The sequence below is a fragment of the Rhizomonospora bruguierae genome, assembly GCF_018397995.1.
Classification (GTDB): domain Bacteria; phylum Actinomycetota; class Actinomycetes; order Mycobacteriales; family Micromonosporaceae; genus Rhizomonospora; species Rhizomonospora bruguierae.
Map to the genome: position 1 here is coordinate 127,914 of NZ_BBQH01000015.1, position 16,225 is coordinate 144,138.

Consider the following 16,225-nt stretch of genomic DNA (forward strand, 5'->3'; position numbering starts at 1 on the left):
CCTGAACCGGCGCGGGCGCCAGACCCCCGGTGCGGTTACTTAGCGTCACCCGGCCGTGGTGCGCGCCCGCCGATAGCGGCCGTACCAGGCCACCCCGATCGCCACGCCCACGCCAACGCCCAGCGCCGCCGCCGCGACCGGCACCGCCCGCTGCTCCCGCAACCGCCGGCCCAGCGGAATCGGGTGCCGGAACTCCAGCACCGGCCAGCCCCGTTCGGCCGCCAGTCGGCGCAGGGCGCGGTCCGGGTTCACCGCCGACGGGTGCCCGACCGCCTCCAGCAGCGGGGCGTCGCTGATCGAATCCGAGTACGCGTACGACTCGGCCAGGTCGTACCCGCGCTCCCCGGCCAGCTTCTGCACCGCCTCGACCTTGCCCGGCCCGGCCGCATAGAACTCCACCTCGCCCGTGTACCGGCCGTTCTCCACCGCCATCCGGGTGGCGATCACGTCGGTCACGCCCAGCAGCGCCCCGATCGGCCGGACCATCTCGTCCCCCGACGCGGACACCAGCACCACGTCCCGCCCCGCCGCCTGGTGCTGCTCGATCAGGGCGGCGGCCTCGGCGTACACGTACGGATTGATCAGCTCCTCGAGCGCCTCGGCGACGATCTGCCGCACCTGCTCGACCTGCCAGCCCTTGCACAACTGCGCCACGTAGTCCCGGATCCGCGCGATCGTGCGATCATCCGCGCCGGTCATCCGGAACGTCAGCTGGGCGAAGGCGGTCTTCACCACGTCCCGCCGGGTGATCAACCCATCCCGGTAGAGCGGCCGTCCGAAGGCCAGCGCGCTGGACTTGGCGATGACGGTCTTATCAAGATCGAAGAAGGCGGCGCTTCGGCCCACGACGGGCAAGTCTAGCCGTATCCCACCCCGCCGCGGGGTCCCCTGCCCCGCCCCGCCCGGCGCCGGATCGGTGCGGAACTTTCAGATCAGTCGGACAGTCGATGGCCTGCGAAGATGCCCCCCGCTTCGGCGTGTCGCGATGATCTGGGGTGTACGCCACTCGACGGCGCGGGTGTCCGCAGGGCATGCTTGTTCACGACATGGTTTCAACTCCGTACGCGGAGTGGTGCCATCTCGGACAGTGAGACCCTCGGCGGTTGCACCCCCCGTAACCGCTGAGTGGGTTCGGCTCGACCCCCCCGGAGCCGCAACCCTAGACGACCCCCGTCTCCCCCCGACGGGGGTCGTCGTATCTCCGACACGCGATCTTCACGCAGGTCACAGGGCAGTCGCTGGTCCCCACGTCGCTACCGGTGTCCGTTTTATCCGGCTGAGGCGGCAGAAAAGGCATCAGGGCCATGCTGCTCATAGCGAGCGCGGAACTGACGCGGCCGCCGGTGCGGTGGCCACGACGGTCAATCGTGGTTCAGCCGCAGCTCTTCCGGGCTCTGCGCACAAATACCTCTCGCGGCATGATCTTCATCGTGTCGCAATCGGTGGGCGTGAGCACGTCGTCTGGGCCGATCCGGGCAAAGTCCGAGACCGTGAAGTCCACGGAGATGGCCTTACGGTGACTTGACCCGGAGAGGCTGTACTTAACCCTGGGCTTCAGTTTCGTGAGCGGTTCGATCTTCAGGATGTCGTGGGCGCCCTCGACCTGCCAACCATCGGGCGGCTGACCGAATAGGAGGACCCTTACCACCTCGCTGGTCGGGTTGCCGTGGACAGCCCAGGTGACCAGCGACCGGTTGTCCACGTCGTTCCGGTTGTCGTGCTCGAACACGCTGACCCGCGAGAAGGAGCCGTCGCACGTGACGAGAACGCCCACCGGCTCGTCGTGGGTGCCCGCACCCGCCTGAGGTTGACCAGCGTCGGAGCCGTCCCGGCCGAGGTCGACCCGCGCCGTTCAGAGGCCCGCAGTCGGCGCCCCGCCGAACCCGATCTCGTTGCCGTCCGGATCGACATAGGTGATCTTCCGGACGCCGTTCGAGTACGTCTCGCGCTTCGCCGGCTCCAGTCCGCGCCCGGTGATCGCGGCTATCCGGGCGTCGAGGTCGTCGACGAAGATGGTGTGCATGGCGTGGCCGGCGTGGTCCGGGCGCTGTTCGATGTACAGCCATCGGTGTTCGGCCAGTTCCCATACGGCCTCCGTGTCGTTCGGTAGAAACGACGGCGGGCAGCCGAGGAATCTTTCGTACCAGGTCAGCGCCGCGCCGTAGTCCGTGACTGGTATCCCTGCGAACAGATCAACGGCCATGCCCCCATGCTAGGAAGGCGCCACGGGCTGGCCTGGCCCGATCGTCGGTCGTACCTCGGGCGTCGATGCCTTGAAGGCTACTGGGGCCGGTACGAGAGGTACGCGACGCCGTTGTCGTAGGTGTCCGAGGCGGCGAGGGCGAGCTTGCCGGGCGCGGCCTCCGGGGTGAACAGGCGGGGGCCGGCGCCGCGGGTGACCGGGTAGACGAACAGGTGAAGCTGGTCGACCAGGCCGTCGGCCAGCAGCGCGCGGACCAGGGTGCCGCTGCCGCTGACGTAGATGTCGCCCTCGGTCTCCTCCTTGAGGCGGCGGATGGTCTGGGGGTCGTAGCCGCCGATGATCTCGGAGCTGCGCCAGGTCGCCTCGGTGAGGGTGCCGGAGACGACGTACTTGGGGGTTTCGTTGAAGAAGGGGGCGCCCGGGTCCTCCTCGACGGTGCGGGTGGACCAGGCCGGCTCGAACATCTGGTAGGTGGTGCGGCCCAGCAGGATGGCCGTGCTGCGCTGCGTGACGGCGCCGATGGCCTCGCCCATCCGGCGGTGGAAGCCGAACTCGAACGTCCAGGTCGGCGCGTCGATGACGCCGTCGAGGCTCATGAACTCGTGCACGTGGATCTCGCCCACTGTTACCTCCGTCTATGGATGCCGTCGTTCGCTGCCGCTTCCGTGGCGGCCCCGGCCTATTGGACGCCTTACGGCCGGCTTCGTGTGCCCCGGTGGCTCACTCGCGTGGACCTCCTGCCTACCACCGCCGCCAGGGGCGCCACCGGCTATCCACAGCCCGCGAGTTATCCACAGATCTTGAGGGACGTGGTTGCCGCGATTTCGCGGTCACGACACGGTGGTGCCCGTTCCCGCGCCGACCCTCAGGAGGCTGCGATGCCGGCCCGTACCGCGCTGCCCGTCCGACCCCGGCTGCCGCTCGTCGTCACGAGCGACCCCGATCTGCTCGACGACCTGCTGCGGTTGGCCGCAGCCGGCGGCGCCGAGGTCGACGTGGCCGCCGATCCAGTGGCGGCGCGGGCCCGGTACGCGACCGCGCCGCTGGTCCTGGTCGGGGCGGACCAGGGGCGGGCATGCCTGCGGGCGCGGCTGCCCCGCCGGTCGCATGTGGTGCTGGTCGGCAGCGGCACCCAGGACCGCGAGCTGTGGGAGCTGGCGGAACTGGTCGGCGCGGGGCACGTGGCGCTGCTGCCGACGGCCGAGCCGTGGCTGGTGGAGCGCCTCGGTCAGCCACCGACGCAGACGGCCGAGGACGCCCGCACCATCGCCGTGATCGGGGGTCGGGGCGGCGCCGGGGCCACGGTGCTGGCCGCCGGGCTGGCTGTCACCGGGGTGCAGGCGGGGCTGCGCACGCTGCTGGTCGATGCGGACCCCTACGGCGGCGGGATCGACCTGGTGCTCGGCTGGGAACTCATGGACGGGCTGCGCTGGCCGGCGCTGACCGAGCCCGGCTGCCCGGTGGAGGCACCAGCGCTGGTCGAGGCCCTGCCGAAGCGTGGCGACCTGGTGGTGCTCTCGTGGGACCGGGAGGACCGGGACGCCCACGTCTCGTTGGACACCCCGCCAGAGGCGATGGCCGCGGCGATGGACGCCGGCCGGCGCGGGCGCGACCTCGTGGTCATCGATCTGCCGCGCCGTCTCGACGACGCCGCCGCGCTGGCGCTTCAGGCCGCCGATCGGGCCCTCATCCTGGTACCGGCGGAGTTGCGCGCCACGGCGGCGGCCACCCGCATCGCCGCGATCGCCGTACGGCACTGCGAGCAGTTGGCGGTGGTGGTCCGGGGGCCGTCGCCGGGGCGGCTCACCGCCCGGGATGTCGCCCGGTCGCTGGGGCTGCCGCTGGTTGGCGTGCTGCGCCCGGAGGCGGGCCTGCCGCGGGCGCTGGAGCGCGGGGAGGCGCCCACGGCGTCCGGTCGCGGGCCGCTGGCCATGCTGTGCAAGCGGCTCGTCGCCGACCTGTGCGAGGGGCGCGAAGCGACGGTGCTGCCATGAGCGCCACGACGGAGCAGTTGGTCGGGCGGGTACGGCGCCGGTTCACGGTGGAGGGCACGGCAGCGACGGGTGCCGCCGTGGTGTCGGCGGTCCGGGCCGAGCCGTCCAGCGCAGCGCTGGCCGACACCGCCGTCCTGCGGCTCGCGGACCGGGTCCGGCACGACCTGATCGGCGCCGGTCCGCTCGCACCCCTGCTGGCGGACCCGGCTGTCACGGACGTGCTGGTGAACGGGGCGCAGGTCTGGGTCGACCGGGGCCGTGGCCTGGAGCGCGTGCCGCTGGCCGTGGGCACCGCCGAGGACGTACGCCGGTTGGCGCAGCGCATGGTCGCGGCGGCCGGCCGCCGCCTGGACGACGGGGCACCGTGCGCCGACGCCAGGCTGCCCGACGGGACCCGGCTCAACGCTATCCTGCCGCCGATCGGAACCACCGGGCCGTACCTGTCGCTGCGGGTCTTCCGCGGCGAGCCGGTCACCCTGGCGGACCTGGTGCGCTGGGCGGCCTTCCCGCCGCCGGTCGCCGACGTGCTCGCCGCGATCGTGGCCGCGCGCCTGGCCTACCTGGTCACGGGTGGCACCGGCTCGGGCAAGACCACCCTGCTCGGCACGCTGCTGGGGCTGGTGCCGCACACCGAGCGGATCGTGCTCGTCGAGGACTCGGCGGAGCTCCGCCCGGCGCACCCGCACGTGGTGGGGTTGCAGACCCGTACGTCCAACGTGGAGGGCGTCGGTACGGTCGGCCTGCACGACCTGGTCCGGCAGGCGCTGCGCATGCGCCCGGACCGGCTGATCCTCGGCGAGTGCCGGGGCGCCGAGGTGGTGGAGCTGCTGGCCGCGCTGAACACGGGCCACGAGGGCGGCGCCGGCACCCTGCACGCCAACACCCCGGCCGACGTGCCGACCCGGCTGGAGGCGCTCGGACTGACCGGCGGCCTGCCCCGGCACGCGCTGCACGCCCAGATCGCGGCGGCCATCCAGGTGGTGCTGCACCTGCGCCGCAGCCGCCGAGGCGAGCGCACCCTGGACAGCATCTGCCTGCTGGCGCCGGAGGGCCCGGAACGCCTGGTCACGGCGGTACCGGCGTGGAGCCGGGCCCGGGGCATCGGCCCGGCGGCCGGGCGGTTGGCTCGGCTGCTGAACGAACGCGAGGTCTGCGTCCCGCCGCTGCTCGCCGACGCGCTGGGCCAGGGATCGCGATGACACCGGCGATCAGCTGGGTGCGGTCGCTGCCCATGCGGGTGGTCGTCACGCGAATGCCCCTGCTGCACCTGGGCGCCGCCGCATGCGCGGGCCTGCTTGCCGGGCCGGTGGCCGGCGTGGCGACCGGGGTGTACGCGACGGTGGCGGCGCGAACCATCCGGCGCTGGCGCGCGGACCGGGCGGCGGCGATCGCGCGCACCGAAGCCCTGGACGCCCTCGGCGCCCTCGCCGCGGACCTGCGCGCCGGGCTGCCCGCGCCGCTCGCGTTCGACCGGCCACGCGCACTCGCCCCGCTGGTGGCCGTGCCGCGGCTGCACCGCCTGGTCAGCGCGCTCCGCCGCCTGGCGGAGGAGACCGGTGCGCCGCTCGCCGACCTGATGGAACGGCTGGAGGCGGACTGGCGGGCCGGTGACCGGTCGCGGGCGGCCGCCGCCGCCGAGGCCGCCGGCGCGCGGGCCACCGGCTGGCTGCTCGCGGGCCTGCCCGCGGCCGGCATGGCACTCGGGTACGCGATGGGAGCGGATCCGCTGCACGTCCTGCTGCACACGCCCATCGGGGCGGCGTGTGCGGGCGGCGCCATGGCCCTCCAGGTCACCGGGCTGGCCTGGGCGGAGCGGCTGGCCCGGGAGCCGGCATGAAGCCCGCGACGCCGCCGGCGATCCTGCGCCGGCCCGACGCGCGGGCGCGCCTGCGGTCAGTGGTTCGTCCCCGGCCGATGAAACGCCCAGCGCGCCGATCCGGGAGCCCGGAATGGCGACGGGTCTGGCTCATCCGGGTCGTGGCGGGGCTCGCCGGCATCGCCGCCGCACTCCTCATCGGAGGGTGGATCGGCGCCGCGGGCGGCGTGATCGTGGCGGGCCTCGCGAACCGGCAACTCCAGCGGCTGGAGCCGGCCGTCGCGCGGGCGGAGCGCCTTCGCGCCGAGGGCGACCTGCCACTCGCCGCCGACCTGCTGGCCGCGGCCCTGCGCTCCGGTGCGCCGACCGGTCGCGCCGTCGAGGCGGTGGCGGTCGCCCTCGATGGACCGCTCGGCGTGCGGCTCGCCCGGGTCGGTCGCGCCCTCCGGCTGGGCGCCACCGCCGACGAGGCGTGGGCGTACCTGGCCCCGGTGGCGGGCGCGGAGCGGATCATCCGGGCCGCCGTGCGCAGCAGCGACAGCGGCGCGGCCCTGGCCGGTGCCCTGTCCCGGCTCGCCGACGACCTGCGCGCCGGTCGGGGCGCCGCCGCCGAGGCGCGCGCCCGCCGCGCCGCCGTGCTCATCGTGCTGCCGCTCGGGCTGTGCTTCCTGCCCGCCTTCGTCCTCGCCGGCCTGCTGCCGGTGATCGTCGCGATCCTCGGCGACGTGCTCTGACAGGTACCACCGTGACAACGACAAGGGGAGGTTCCACATGCGTCGACTGCGCACACGGCTCGCCCGCCTCGGGGACGATGCCGGGATGACGACGGTAGAGTACGCCGTCTGCCTGCTTGCGGCGGCCGCGTTCGCCGGGCTGCTCTTCAAAGTCCTGTCCTCCAGCACCGTGCAGGCGGCACTCACCGCGATCGTCCAGCGGGCATTGAAGTGAGCAGGCGCCGGCTCCGGGACGACCGCGGCTCGGCGACCGTGGAACTGGCCATGGGGCTTCCCGCGCTCGTTCTCCTGCTGTTCGCGGGCCTGACCGCCGTGAGCGCGGTCACCACCCAGCTGCGCTGCGTCGACGCGGCCCGGGAGGCGGCCTTGGCCGTGTCCCGGGGCGAAACCGCGCAGGAGGCGGTCGGCGGGGACTCCGCACCGGAGGGCGCCCACGTGTCGGTGACGGTGTCGGGCGGCCAAGCGGTGGCGATCGTGCGGGCACCCATCCGCCCGCTCGGGGCGCGCCTGCCCGAGTTGACGGTGGCCGTGACCGCGGTGGCGGCGGTCGAGCCCGGCGTACCGGAGCCGGCACCATGACCGGGAAACCGGCCACACCCTGGGAGGAGGCGGCCGGCGGCACCCCCGCCGGCCGCCTCCGGGAGCGCCTCCGGGAGCGCCTCCGGGAGCGCCTCCGGGAGCGCCTCCGGGAGCGCCTCCGGGAGCGCCTCCGGGAGCGCCTCCGGGAGCGCCTCCGGGAGCGCCTCCGGGAGCGGCGAGCGCCGGCCCACCTCCGCTCCCAGACGCGCCCGGCCCGCCACAGCATTCGAGGGCGGCCCTCGGCCCGCCGTCGCCTGCGGCGCAACCATCCGCGGCGCCGGCGTTGACAACGCCAGGCACAGTTCCGAACGCATCGGCCCGGCATCAGGACGCGTCGGGCGCGCATCTCAACGCTCCGGGCCGACATCACGGGGTGCCGACATCGGCGGCGCCGCGTGTGCCGGCGGCGGCCACCGAGCAACCCAGACAGCCGGGCGGCGACCGTGGGTCGGCGACCCTATGGGTGCTCGCGTTCGGGCTGGTGCTCGTCGCGGCCGGCCTGGTGGGCGCCGGGCTCGGCGCAGCGGTGGTCGGTCGGCACAGGGCGCAGGTCGCCGCCGACCTGGGGGCGCTCGCCGGAGCGGCGCACGCCTACCAGGGAACGGCCGCCGCCTGTGCGCGGGCCGGCGAGATCGTGGCGGCGAACGGTGCCCGGATGACCAGGTGCGCCCTCGACGGCCTGGACATCACGGTCACCGCCGAGATCACGGTCGCGCCCGCGCCGTACGCGGCGGGAACGGCCTCGGCCACCGCCCGCGCGGGCCCGATGCGCGCCTCAGCCGGAGGCGACAACCGGATCGGCCGGTCGCGCCACCACCGCCGCCCCGGAAGCCGGGGCGGACCCACGATCGGCACCCGGCACCTCCGCCACGCCGGACACCTCTGCCGGCCCGGACGCACGATCGCCGCCGGGCCCCTCTGCCGCGCCGGGCCCCTCTGCCGCGCCGGCCGCACGATCGGCACCGGGCACCTCGCCCAGGCCGGGCACGCCCGTCGAGTCGGGCACGCCCGCCGGGTCGGGCACTTCTGGCGAGGTGGGCGGGGCGGCGGCGAGGGCGGAGAGGACCGCGTCCAGGACGTCGACCGCTGCCGCCTTGGCGAGGGGGTTGTTGCCGTTGCCGCACTTCGGGGACTGGACGCACGACGGGCAGCCGGCCTCGCAGCCGCACTCGGCGACCGCCGCGCGGGTCGCGCCGAGCCAGTCGGCCGCAGCGGCATACGCCCGCTCGGCGAATCCGGCGCCGCCCGGGTGCCCGTCGTAGACGAAGACGGTGGGCGCCTCGGTATCCGGGTGGTTGGCGGTGGACAGTCCGCCAATGTCCCACCGGTCGCACGTGGCGACCAGGGGCAGCAGCCCGATCGCGGCGTGCTCGGCGGCGTGCAGCGCGCCCGGTACGTCCGGCGCCTCGACCCCGCCCCGCTCCAGAGCCCGCGGCGAGATCGTGAACCACACGGCGACGGTCCGCAGGTCGCGAGCGGGCAGGTCCAGCGGACGGGTGTCGATCACCTCGCCCGAGCCCAGGCGCCGCCGCTGGTACGAGACCACCTGGCCGGTCACGTCCACATCGCCGAGGAACAACCCGACCGGCCCGGCGTCCACGTAGGAGCGCACGTTCACGACGGACAGGGAGGTCACGTCGCGGGCGTGGGTGGTCCACTCCGGCTCCTCGGGGTGCACCAGGGCGACGGCGTCGGCCAGGTCCAGGTCGTCCACCACATAGGAGACGCCCTGATGCAGGTAGACGGCGCCCGGGTGGACCTGGAAGTGCGCCGCGCCGGCCTCCACCGTACCGAGCAGCCGCCCCGTGGCGGCCTCGACCAGCGTCACCGGGGTGCCGTCCCCACCGCGCAGGTCCACCTCCGGGCGCCCGCGGTGCGTCCAGTACCAGCCCGACGGGCGCCCGCGCAGGGCGCCCGAGGCCACCAGCGCGTCCACGGCCGGCCGGGCGCCGTCGAAGAGCGCCAGGTCGGCCGGGGTCAGCGGGGCCTCGGCGGCCGCGCAACACAGTTGCGGGCCCAGCACGTACGGGTTGGTCGGGTCCAGCACCGTCGACTCGACGGGCCGCCCGAACAGCGCCTCCGGATGGTGCACCAGGTACGTGTCCAGCGGGTCGTCGCGCGCCACCAGCACGCACAGCGCCTCGCGACCCGCCCGCCCGGCGCGGCCCGCCTGCTGCCACAGCGACGACCGGGTACCGGGATAGCCACAGAGCAGCACAGCGTCCAGGCCGACCAGATCCACACCCAGTTCGAGCGCATTCGTCGAGGCCAACCCGAGCAGGGAGCCATCCAGCAGCCCCCGCTCCAGGGCCCGGCGCTCCTCGCGCAGGTAGCCCGATCGGTACGCGGCGACCCGGTTGCCGAGCCCCCGTACCGCCTCGTCCAGCGCCCGGCGGGCCATCGCGGCGACCACCTCCGCGCCCCGTCTCGACCGGACGAACGCCAGGGTCCGCACCCCGGCCACCACGGCGTCCGCGAGCAGGTCCGCGCTCTCCCGCAGGGCCGACCGGCGGACCGGCGCGGCATCCTCCCGGACCACGCGGTCCGAGTCGCGGTCAGGGGGAAGCAGCGGCGGCTCCCACAGCACAAACGTGGTGCCGGCGCGGGGCGAGGCATCCTCGGTCACCGCCTCCACCGGCAACCCCGTGAGCCGGCTGGCCGCGGCACCGGGGTCGCCCGCGGTCGCCGAGGCCAGCACAAACGTCGGCCTGCCGCCGGCCCGGTCGGCCAGCCGCCGCAGCCGGCGCAGCACGTGCGCCACATGCGAACCGAAAACTCCCCGGTAGCTGTGGCACTCGTCAACCACCACATAGCGCAGGCGCCTCAGGAACGTCGTCCACCGTGCGTGGCCGGGCAGGATGCCATGGTGCAGCATGTCCGGGTTGGCCAGGACAAACCGGGCGTACTGGCGGATCCACTCCCGCTCCTGGCGCGGAGTGTCGCCGTCGTAGCAGGCCGGCCGCGCCTCCGGCAGCTCCAACTCGCGCACGGCCCGGAACTGGTCGGCGGCGAGCGCCTTGGTCGGCGCCAGATACAGGACCGTGGCGCGCGGGTCGGTGAGCAGCCCGGACAGCGCCGGCAACTGATACGCGAGCGACTTGCCGGAGGCGGTACCGGTCGCGACCACCACGTGCCGTTTACTCCACGCCAGCTCCGCCGCCCGCACCTGGTGCCGCCAAGGCGCCGAGATGCCCCGCCGGCCGAAAGCGACCCGCAGCTCAGCCGGTACCCAGCCGGGCCAGGGCTCGGTGACCCCCGCCCGCGCCGGCACCCGCTCCACGTGCGTGACCGGCGACGCCTCCCCGTCGTAACGCGAGGAGAGCCGTGCCAGCAGAGCGGCCGGGTCCGCGGAAGCTGGGGCGATGGTCACGCGGAGCACTCTGGCATCATCCCGGCGTGCTCGTCCACCTGTACGACTGGGCGACCACCCCGAACGCCCTCGGTGCCGTCAACATCCCCGGGCCGCGGGCGCCGCAAAGCGTCAAGCCTGACAGTGAGGACACCGCCCCCACCCCGCCGATCTTCAGGATGCGATGTCCGGTTAGAGGTGAATCGCGGCGCTCCGGCAGCCTTGGTACATACGCGCCGACTTCTGGCCGATTTCCGGCCAGATCCACACCAAGATTCGGCATGGCGTAAGGGGCAACGTTCCTATGAGGCGGCGGGGCAGGCGGGCGCGCGCGAGGAGGGGCGCGGTGTTTTGGGGGGTGCGGCGAGTTGCATGGGGGAGAAGTCGACGCCAGGGTTGTACGGTCACCTCACGCATCGAGCCACACCCATGTCACGCCTGCCCGCCCAGGGGTCCGTGCCGCCGTCAATGGTCGGGTTCGGTACGCCTGCGCGCGGACCGGCGCCAAGGACGCGAAGGGTGGCGAACTGCCGTTCGGGCCGGCGCGATGGTTAGATGCCCAGGGCGGGGCAAGGGAGGTAAACCGATGGAACTGTCGCTGGCGACCCGCGCGGTCGCCGGGCACACGGTCCTGGAGGTCGGCGGGGAGGTCGACGTCTACACCGCCCCCCGGCTGCGGCAACTGCTGCTCGAGGTCCACGAGAGCGGGGCCCGGCACGTGGTCGTGGATCTTGGACGGGTCGACTTTCTCGACTCGACCGGGCTCGGTGTGCTGGTCGGCGCGCTCAAGCGGCTGCGGGCCGCGGGCGGCACGTTCAGGCTGGTGTGCTCGCGCGAGCCGCTGCTCAAGATCTTCCGGATCACCGCGTTGGACCAGGTCTTCCCGTTGTACGACTCCGTCGAGTCCGCCATCGCGGCGGACCCGGACGCCGCTTCGGCGCAGTGAGCGCGGCGCGTTGATGGCCACCGTTCGTCTGTCGTTCTCGCCCGCCCCGGTCCACGTCCGCACCGCGCGCCTGGTCGGCGTGGCGGTGGCCCGGCGTGCCGGGGTGGCCGACGAACTGCTGGACGAGGTGCGGCTGGCCATCGGCGAGGCGTGCACGCGGGCCGTCGCGCTGCACAACCAGTACGGGCTGCGCGACCCGGTCGAGGTCGAGATGCGTGACGACGATCCGTACACGGTCCGGGTGATCGACCGGGCGCCGATCGAGGCGAGTATCGGGCTGGCGGCGCTGCCGCCGGACGAACTGGCGAACGAGTCCCTGACCGACGAGGCGTTGACCACCGGCGTGGGGTTCGCCCTGCTCGCGGGCTTCGTGGAGGACCTGCAGGTCAGGCCCGTGGAGGAGGGCGCCGGTACCGAGGTCCGGATGATCTGGCCCACCCGCCGCTGAGCGGGCGGCCGCAAGCGCCGGGCGGGACGATCGAGGCGGCAGGGGCGGGCGAGACGGGCGCCCGGGGGCGATCTTCGTCCGTTACGGCGGGTGAGATGCGCCGGTCGGTGTGACTGTGGACACGCCGGATCGGTAAGGTACGCGGGTTGTTAAATATTGCCCTGGCCCCGTTCGCGGGTGCGAGGGCTCCCTTTCGTAGCTCCCCGCGTGGAGACGCCATCGCCGGTTCGTCCGCCGGCGGTTGCGAAGTTGTTGGGTACAGGAGGACATAGATGTCCCGGACCTTGGCCGCCGAGGGCGGCGGGGTGACCCTTACCAGCGCGAACGTCTCGTTTGTCATCGTCGCGGCGGTGATCGCGCTGGTGGCACTGGCGTTCGCCGCCGCGCTCGTGCGAGCGGTGCTGGCGACCGACAAGGGCACCACCACGATGCAGGAGATCGCGGGCGCCGTGCAGGAGGGCGCCTCGGCGTACCTGTTCCGCCAGTTCAAGACCCTGGGCATTTTCGTCGTGCTCGCGGTGATTCTGTTGTTCCTGTTGCCGGTGCACGACGCCGGCGACAACGAGACCCTTGTGAAGATCGGCCGATCCGCGTTCTTCGTGATCGGCGCGGTGTTCTCGGCGTTCATCGGCGCCGCCGGCATGGCCATGGCCACCCGGGCGAACGTGCGGGTGGCCGCGGCGGCCCGCGAGGCGTCCGGCGGGCGGGAGCGGGCGATGCAGATCGCGTTCCGCACCGGCGGCGTGGTCGGCTTCCTCACCGTGGGGCTCGGCCTGTTCGGGTCGGCGCTGGTCGTGTTGCTGTTCCGCGGGGACGCCCCGACGGTGCTGGAGGGCTTCGGCTTCGGCGCGGCGCTGCTGGCGATGTTCATGCGGGTCGGCGGCGGCATCTTCACCAAGGCCGCCGACGTGGGCGCGGACCTGGTCGGCAAGGTCGAGCAGGGCATCCCCGAGGATGACCCGCGCAACGCGGCGACGATCGCGGACAACGTCGGCGACAACGTCGGTGACTGCGCCGGCATGGCGGCCGACCTGTTCGAGTCGTACGCGGTGACGCTGGTGGCGGCGCTGATCCTGGGCCGGGCGGCGTTCGGCCAGGACGGCCTGGTGTTCCCGCTGATCGTGTCGGGCATCGGCGCGATCGTGGCGATCATCGGCGTGTTCATCACCCGGCTGCGGACCTCGGACCGCAACGGCCTGACCGCGATCAACCGGGCGTTCTTCATCTCCGCGGCGATCTCCGCCGTGCTGGTGGCGGTGGCCGCCTGGGCGTACCTGCCCAGCGACTTCGCGAAGTTCGGCGACCAGTTCGCCGCGTTCCCGGGCAACCCGCGCACGATCGCCATCGGCGCGGTGATCATCGGCGTCGTGTTGGCGGCGGCGATCCAGGCGCTGACCGGGTACTTCACCGAGACGAACCGGCGGCCGGTGCGGGACATCGGCAACACGTCGGAGACGGGTCCGGCCACGGTCATCCTGGCCGGCATCAGCGTGGGCCTGGAGTCCGCCGTGTACTCGGCGCTGCTGATCGGCGCGGGCGTGTACGGCGCGTTCCTGCTGGGCGGCGGGAACCTCGTCCTGTCGCTGTTCGCGGTGGCCCTGGCCGGCACGGGCCTGCTCACCACGGTCGGCGTGATCGTCGCCATGGACACGTTCGGCCCGATCTCGGACAACGCGCAGGGCATCGCGGAGATGTCCGGCGACATCGACGAGCAGGGCGCGCGGACGCTGACCGAGTTGGACGCGGTCGGCAACACCACCAAGGCGATCACCAAGGGCATCGCGATCGCGACGGCGGTGCTGGCCGCGACCGCCCTGTTCGGCTCGTACACCAACACGCTGGACAGCTCGCTGCGGACCGCCGGGGTCAGCGCGGGGCAGGTCGGCACCGAGGTCCTGAACCTGCTGAACCTGGCCAACCCGCGCAGCCTGGTCGGCCTGCTGGTCGGCGCGGCGGTGGTGTTCCTGTTCTCCGGCCTGGCGATCAGCGCGGTGTCGCGCTCCGCCGGCGCCGTGGTGCTGGAGGTGCGCCGCCAGTTCCGGGAGCTGCCCGGGATCATGGACCGTACGCAGCGGCCGGAGTACGGCAAGGTGGTCGACATCTGCACCCGGGACGCGCAGCGCGAGCTGCTCACCCCGGGCCTGCTGGCCATCATGGCGCCGATCGCGGTCGGCTTCGGCCTCGGTGCCGGCGCCCTCGCCGCGTACCTGGCGGGTGCGATCGGCGCGGGCACGCTGATGGCGGTGTTCCTGGCCAACTCCGGTGGCGCCTGGGACAACGCGAAGAAGCTGGTCGAGGACGGCGCGCACGGCGGCAAGGGCTCGGAGCAGCACGCCGCGACCGTCATCGGCGACACGGTCGGTGACCCGTTCAAGGACACCGCCGGCCCGGCGATCAACCCGCTGCTCAAGGTGATGAACCTGGTGTCGCTGCTGATCGCCCCCGCCGTGGTGGCGTGGAGCGTCGGTACCGACAAGAACACGCCGCTGCGGGTCACCGTCGCGGTGGTGGCCGCGGCGATCGTGGTCGGCGCGGTGCTGTTCAGCAAGCGCAAGCCGGTCGCCATGGCCGAGTCCGTCCCGGAGACGGCCGGCACGACCACCGTCAACGCCTGACCGCCGGTGGCACCATGACCGGTCCACGGGGCCCGTTCCGTTCCGGAACGGGCCCCGTGCCGGGTGTGGGGCGGCGGATACGGCGGTGCGGCGCGGGTCGGGATCGCCGTACGCTGCAAGCCATGCGCAGGCCGGTGACGCTCGTGGTGATGCTCGTGCTCGCGGCCACCCTCGGTGCCTGCGCCCGCAACCCGTCGGCGTCGGCCTGGGCGGCGTCGGTGTGCGAGGCGCTGGCGCCGTGGCGGGCGGAGATCGGCACGCTGACCGGCCGGGCGCAGCAGCAGATGACCGCGAAGACCACCCCGGCGCAGGCCAAGGAGAACCTGGTCCGGCTGCTGGGCGGGGCGGAGACGGCGAGCGAGACGGCCCGCGCGAAGGTGGCGCGGGCGGGCGTGCCCGATGTGGACGGCGGCGAGCAGGTGGCCGTCGGCTTCGTGGCCAGCCTGTCGGCGATCCGGGACGCCTACGGCAAGGCCCGGACCGGGGTGGAGCAGCTGGCTGCCGACCCCGCGGACGCGTTCTACACCGGGGTGGCGGGCGTCATGTCGACCCTGAACGACGAGTACGGGCGCAGCGCACTGGACACCAGCAAGCTCAGCTCACCGGGGCTGCGGGCGGCGTTCGACGAGGTGCCCGAGTGCCAGTAGAGCCGGCGCGGCAGTTGTCGCTGTTCGGCGTGGAGGCCGGCGAGCCGGCGCCGGCCGACCTGGCGGGGCTGCTTGCCGGGCCGGGCGAGGTGGTCCGGATGGGCGGGACCGCCAGGGTCTCGATGACCGTGGACGCCGCCTGGCGGGTGCACGTGCTGGCGGCCGAGTTCGCCGCGCGCGGGCTGGCGGCGTCGTGGCTGCCCGCCCAGGGTGCCGGCTACCGCGTGCGGACCGCCTACACCGGGCTGCTCGCCCCGCTCGCCGCCGCCTGGCTGCGGGAGGGCGGGAAGCGGCCGCCGCCGCGGTTCCACCTCAACGGGCACCGGCTGCGGCTCTGGGTGGCGGCGGCCGGAAACGTCGAGCCGCTGGGGTTCCTGCTGCGGCTGGGCGCCGGCGACGAGTTGTGCTGGGAGCCGGTGGGGGCGGCCCTGGCGGCGATCGGCCTGCCGGCGGTGCTGGTAACGCCGAGGGTGGTCGCCCGCGCCGTCCCGGCCGTGGCCGCGTCCCCGGCCGGCGGCGAGCCGGCCCGGGAGAACGAGCCCCGGCCCGACGACGACCCCCGGTCAGAGAACAGGAGCCGGTCTGCGGGCAAGCCTCGGGCCGGGGGCAGGCCGATGGCGGAGAGTAACGGCCGGCCCGAGAGCAGCGTCCGGTCCGGGAGCGGGTCCCGCAGCGGGAGCAAGGCGGGCCCCGAGGAGAGCGAGTCCCGGGCTGAGAGCGAGCCGCCGGTAGACGGCGAGGACCAGCCGGAAGAGGTCAGCGGGCCCCCGCTCGGGCCGGCGTACCGGATCACCGGGCGGCGCCGGCTGACCCGTCTCGCGGAACTCGTCGGGGAGCGACCGGCCGCCGCTCCGGCGCACGCCTGGCCCGCCACACCTGCATGATCGTCGTGCC

At 73.9% G+C, this 16,225-nt stretch carries 15 protein-coding genes and 2 pseudogenes; 12 read left to right on the forward strand and 5 right to left on the reverse strand.

What is annotated here, in order from left to right:
* Window positions 1-45: 45 nt before the first annotated feature.
* From KJS59_RS07205 to KJS59_RS07220, 4 genes are all read right to left on the reverse strand, one after another.
* Entirely contained in the window at window positions 46-855 is an 810-nt protein-coding gene (locus tag KJS59_RS07205) for an HAD family hydrolase (protein ID WP_213451521.1), read from the reverse strand.
* Between the two features lie 517 nt (window positions 856-1,372).
* Entirely contained in the window at window positions 1,373-1,774 is a 402-nt protein-coding gene (locus KJS59_RS07210; protein ID WP_213451522.1) for a hypothetical protein, read from the reverse strand.
* Between the two features lie 78 nt (window positions 1,775-1,852).
* Window positions 1,853-2,203 (reverse strand): VOC family protein, encoded by a 351-nt coding sequence (locus tag KJS59_RS07215; protein ID WP_213451523.1) that lies wholly within the window; start codon window positions 2,201-2,203, stop codon window positions 1,853-1,855.
* A gap of 77 nt (window positions 2,204-2,280) precedes the next feature.
* Window positions 2,281-2,826, reverse strand: coding sequence for a dihydrofolate reductase family protein (locus KJS59_RS07220; protein ID WP_213451524.1), 546 nt, complete (start codon window positions 2,824-2,826; stop codon window positions 2,281-2,283).
* Between the two features lie 255 nt (window positions 2,827-3,081).
* Here KJS59_RS07220 and ssd point away from each other — a divergent pair, with 255 nt between their 5' ends.
* The 7 genes and pseudogenes from ssd to KJS59_RS30965 form a co-directional block, all read left to right on the forward strand.
* Entirely contained in the window at window positions 3,082-4,197 is a 1,116-nt protein-coding gene (ssd, locus tag KJS59_RS07225) for a septum site-determining protein Ssd (RefSeq protein WP_213451525.1), read from the forward strand.
* Window positions 4,194-5,396 carry a TadA family conjugal transfer-associated ATPase gene (locus tag KJS59_RS07230; protein ID WP_213451526.1) on the forward strand — a complete coding sequence of 401 codons (1,203 nt, stop codon included), beginning with the start codon at window positions 4,194-4,196 and terminating at the stop codon, window positions 5,394-5,396. Before ssd ends, KJS59_RS07230 begins: the two co-directional genes overlap by 4 nt.
* Entirely contained in the window at window positions 5,393-6,034 is a 642-nt protein-coding gene (locus tag KJS59_RS07235) for a hypothetical protein (RefSeq protein WP_249713945.1), read from the forward strand. Before KJS59_RS07230 ends, KJS59_RS07235 begins: the two co-directional genes overlap by 4 nt.
* Before the next feature lie 77 nt (window positions 6,035-6,111).
* Complete coding sequence (locus KJS59_RS07240; RefSeq protein WP_249713954.1) at window positions 6,112-6,747, forward strand: type II secretion system F family protein; 636 nt, start codon at window positions 6,112-6,114, stop codon at window positions 6,745-6,747.
* Window positions 6,748-6,784: 37 nt separating this feature from the next.
* On the forward strand, window positions 6,785-6,961 hold the full coding sequence (locus KJS59_RS07245) for a DUF4244 domain-containing protein (RefSeq protein ID WP_213451528.1): 177 nt from the start codon (window positions 6,785-6,787) through the stop codon (window positions 6,959-6,961).
* Window positions 6,958-7,326, forward strand: a complete 369-nt coding sequence (locus KJS59_RS07250) for a TadE family protein (protein ID WP_283775750.1) — start codon at window positions 6,958-6,960, stop codon at window positions 7,324-7,326. Before KJS59_RS07245 ends, KJS59_RS07250 begins: the two co-directional genes overlap by 4 nt.
* A 481-nt stretch (window positions 7,327-7,807) precedes the next feature.
* Window positions 7,808-8,032, forward strand: a pseudogene (locus KJS59_RS30965) (Rv3654c family TadE-like protein); the annotation flags it as partial.
* A 339-nt stretch (window positions 8,033-8,371) separates the two neighbouring features.
* Here the strand turns inward: KJS59_RS30965 and KJS59_RS07260 are convergent.
* A pseudogene (locus KJS59_RS07260) lies at window positions 8,372-10,705 on the reverse strand (DEAD/DEAH box helicase); the annotation flags it as partial.
* 556 nt (window positions 10,706-11,261) lie between these two features.
* On the opposite strand from KJS59_RS07260, the gene KJS59_RS07265 reads away from it, so the two are divergent.
* From KJS59_RS07265 to KJS59_RS30970, 5 genes are all read left to right on the forward strand, one after another.
* A complete protein-coding gene (locus KJS59_RS07265; RefSeq protein ID WP_213451529.1) occupies window positions 11,262-11,621 on the forward strand; it encodes an STAS domain-containing protein in 360 nt (119 codons plus the stop codon).
* Between the two features lie 10 nt (window positions 11,622-11,631).
* A complete protein-coding gene (locus KJS59_RS07270) occupies window positions 11,632-12,069 on the forward strand; it encodes an ATP-binding protein (RefSeq protein ID WP_213451530.1) in 438 nt (145 codons plus the stop codon).
* A gap of 272 nt (window positions 12,070-12,341) precedes the next feature.
* A complete protein-coding gene (locus tag KJS59_RS07275) occupies window positions 12,342-14,684 on the forward strand; it encodes a sodium-translocating pyrophosphatase (RefSeq protein WP_213451531.1) in 2,343 nt (780 codons plus the stop codon).
* 122 nt (window positions 14,685-14,806) lie between these two features.
* The gene (locus KJS59_RS07280) at window positions 14,807-15,331 is read left to right on the forward strand and encodes a hypothetical protein (RefSeq protein ID WP_376771140.1); all 525 of its coding nucleotides are present in this window, start codon (window positions 14,807-14,809) and stop codon (window positions 15,329-15,331) included.
* A complete protein-coding gene (locus KJS59_RS30970; protein WP_249713946.1) occupies window positions 15,322-16,215 on the forward strand; it encodes a hypothetical protein in 894 nt (297 codons plus the stop codon). Before KJS59_RS07280 ends, KJS59_RS30970 begins: the two co-directional genes overlap by 10 nt.
* Window positions 16,216-16,225: the final 10 nt, after the last annotated feature.

Bases quoted from the DNA above. Each gene is read 5' to 3' on its own strand.
- KJS59_RS07230 (WP_213451526.1), top strand. From the start codon at position 4,194: ATGAGCGCCACGACGGAGCAGTTGGTCGGGCGGGTACGGCGCCGGTTC.
- KJS59_RS07215 (WP_213451523.1), bottom strand. From the start codon at position 2,203: ATGGCCGTTGATCTGTTCGCAGGGATACCAGTCACGGACTACGGCGCG.
- KJS59_RS07275 (WP_213451531.1), top strand. From the start codon at position 12,342: ATGTCCCGGACCTTGGCCGCCGAGGGCGGCGGGGTGACCCTTACCAGC.
- KJS59_RS07240 (WP_249713954.1), top strand. From the start codon at position 6,112: ATGAAACGCCCAGCGCGCCGATCCGGGAGCCCGGAATGGCGACGGGTC.
- KJS59_RS07280 (WP_376771140.1), top strand. From the start codon at position 14,807: ATGCGCAGGCCGGTGACGCTCGTGGTGATGCTCGTGCTCGCGGCCACC.
- KJS59_RS07235 (WP_249713945.1), top strand. From the start codon at position 5,393: ATGACACCGGCGATCAGCTGGGTGCGGTCGCTGCCCATGCGGGTGGTC.
- ssd (WP_213451525.1), top strand. From the start codon at position 3,082: ATGCCGGCCCGTACCGCGCTGCCCGTCCGACCCCGGCTGCCGCTCGTC.
- KJS59_RS07265 (WP_213451529.1), top strand. From the start codon at position 11,262: ATGGAACTGTCGCTGGCGACCCGCGCGGTCGCCGGGCACACGGTCCTG.
- KJS59_RS07245 (WP_213451528.1), top strand. From the start codon at position 6,785: ATGCGTCGACTGCGCACACGGCTCGCCCGCCTCGGGGACGATGCCGGG.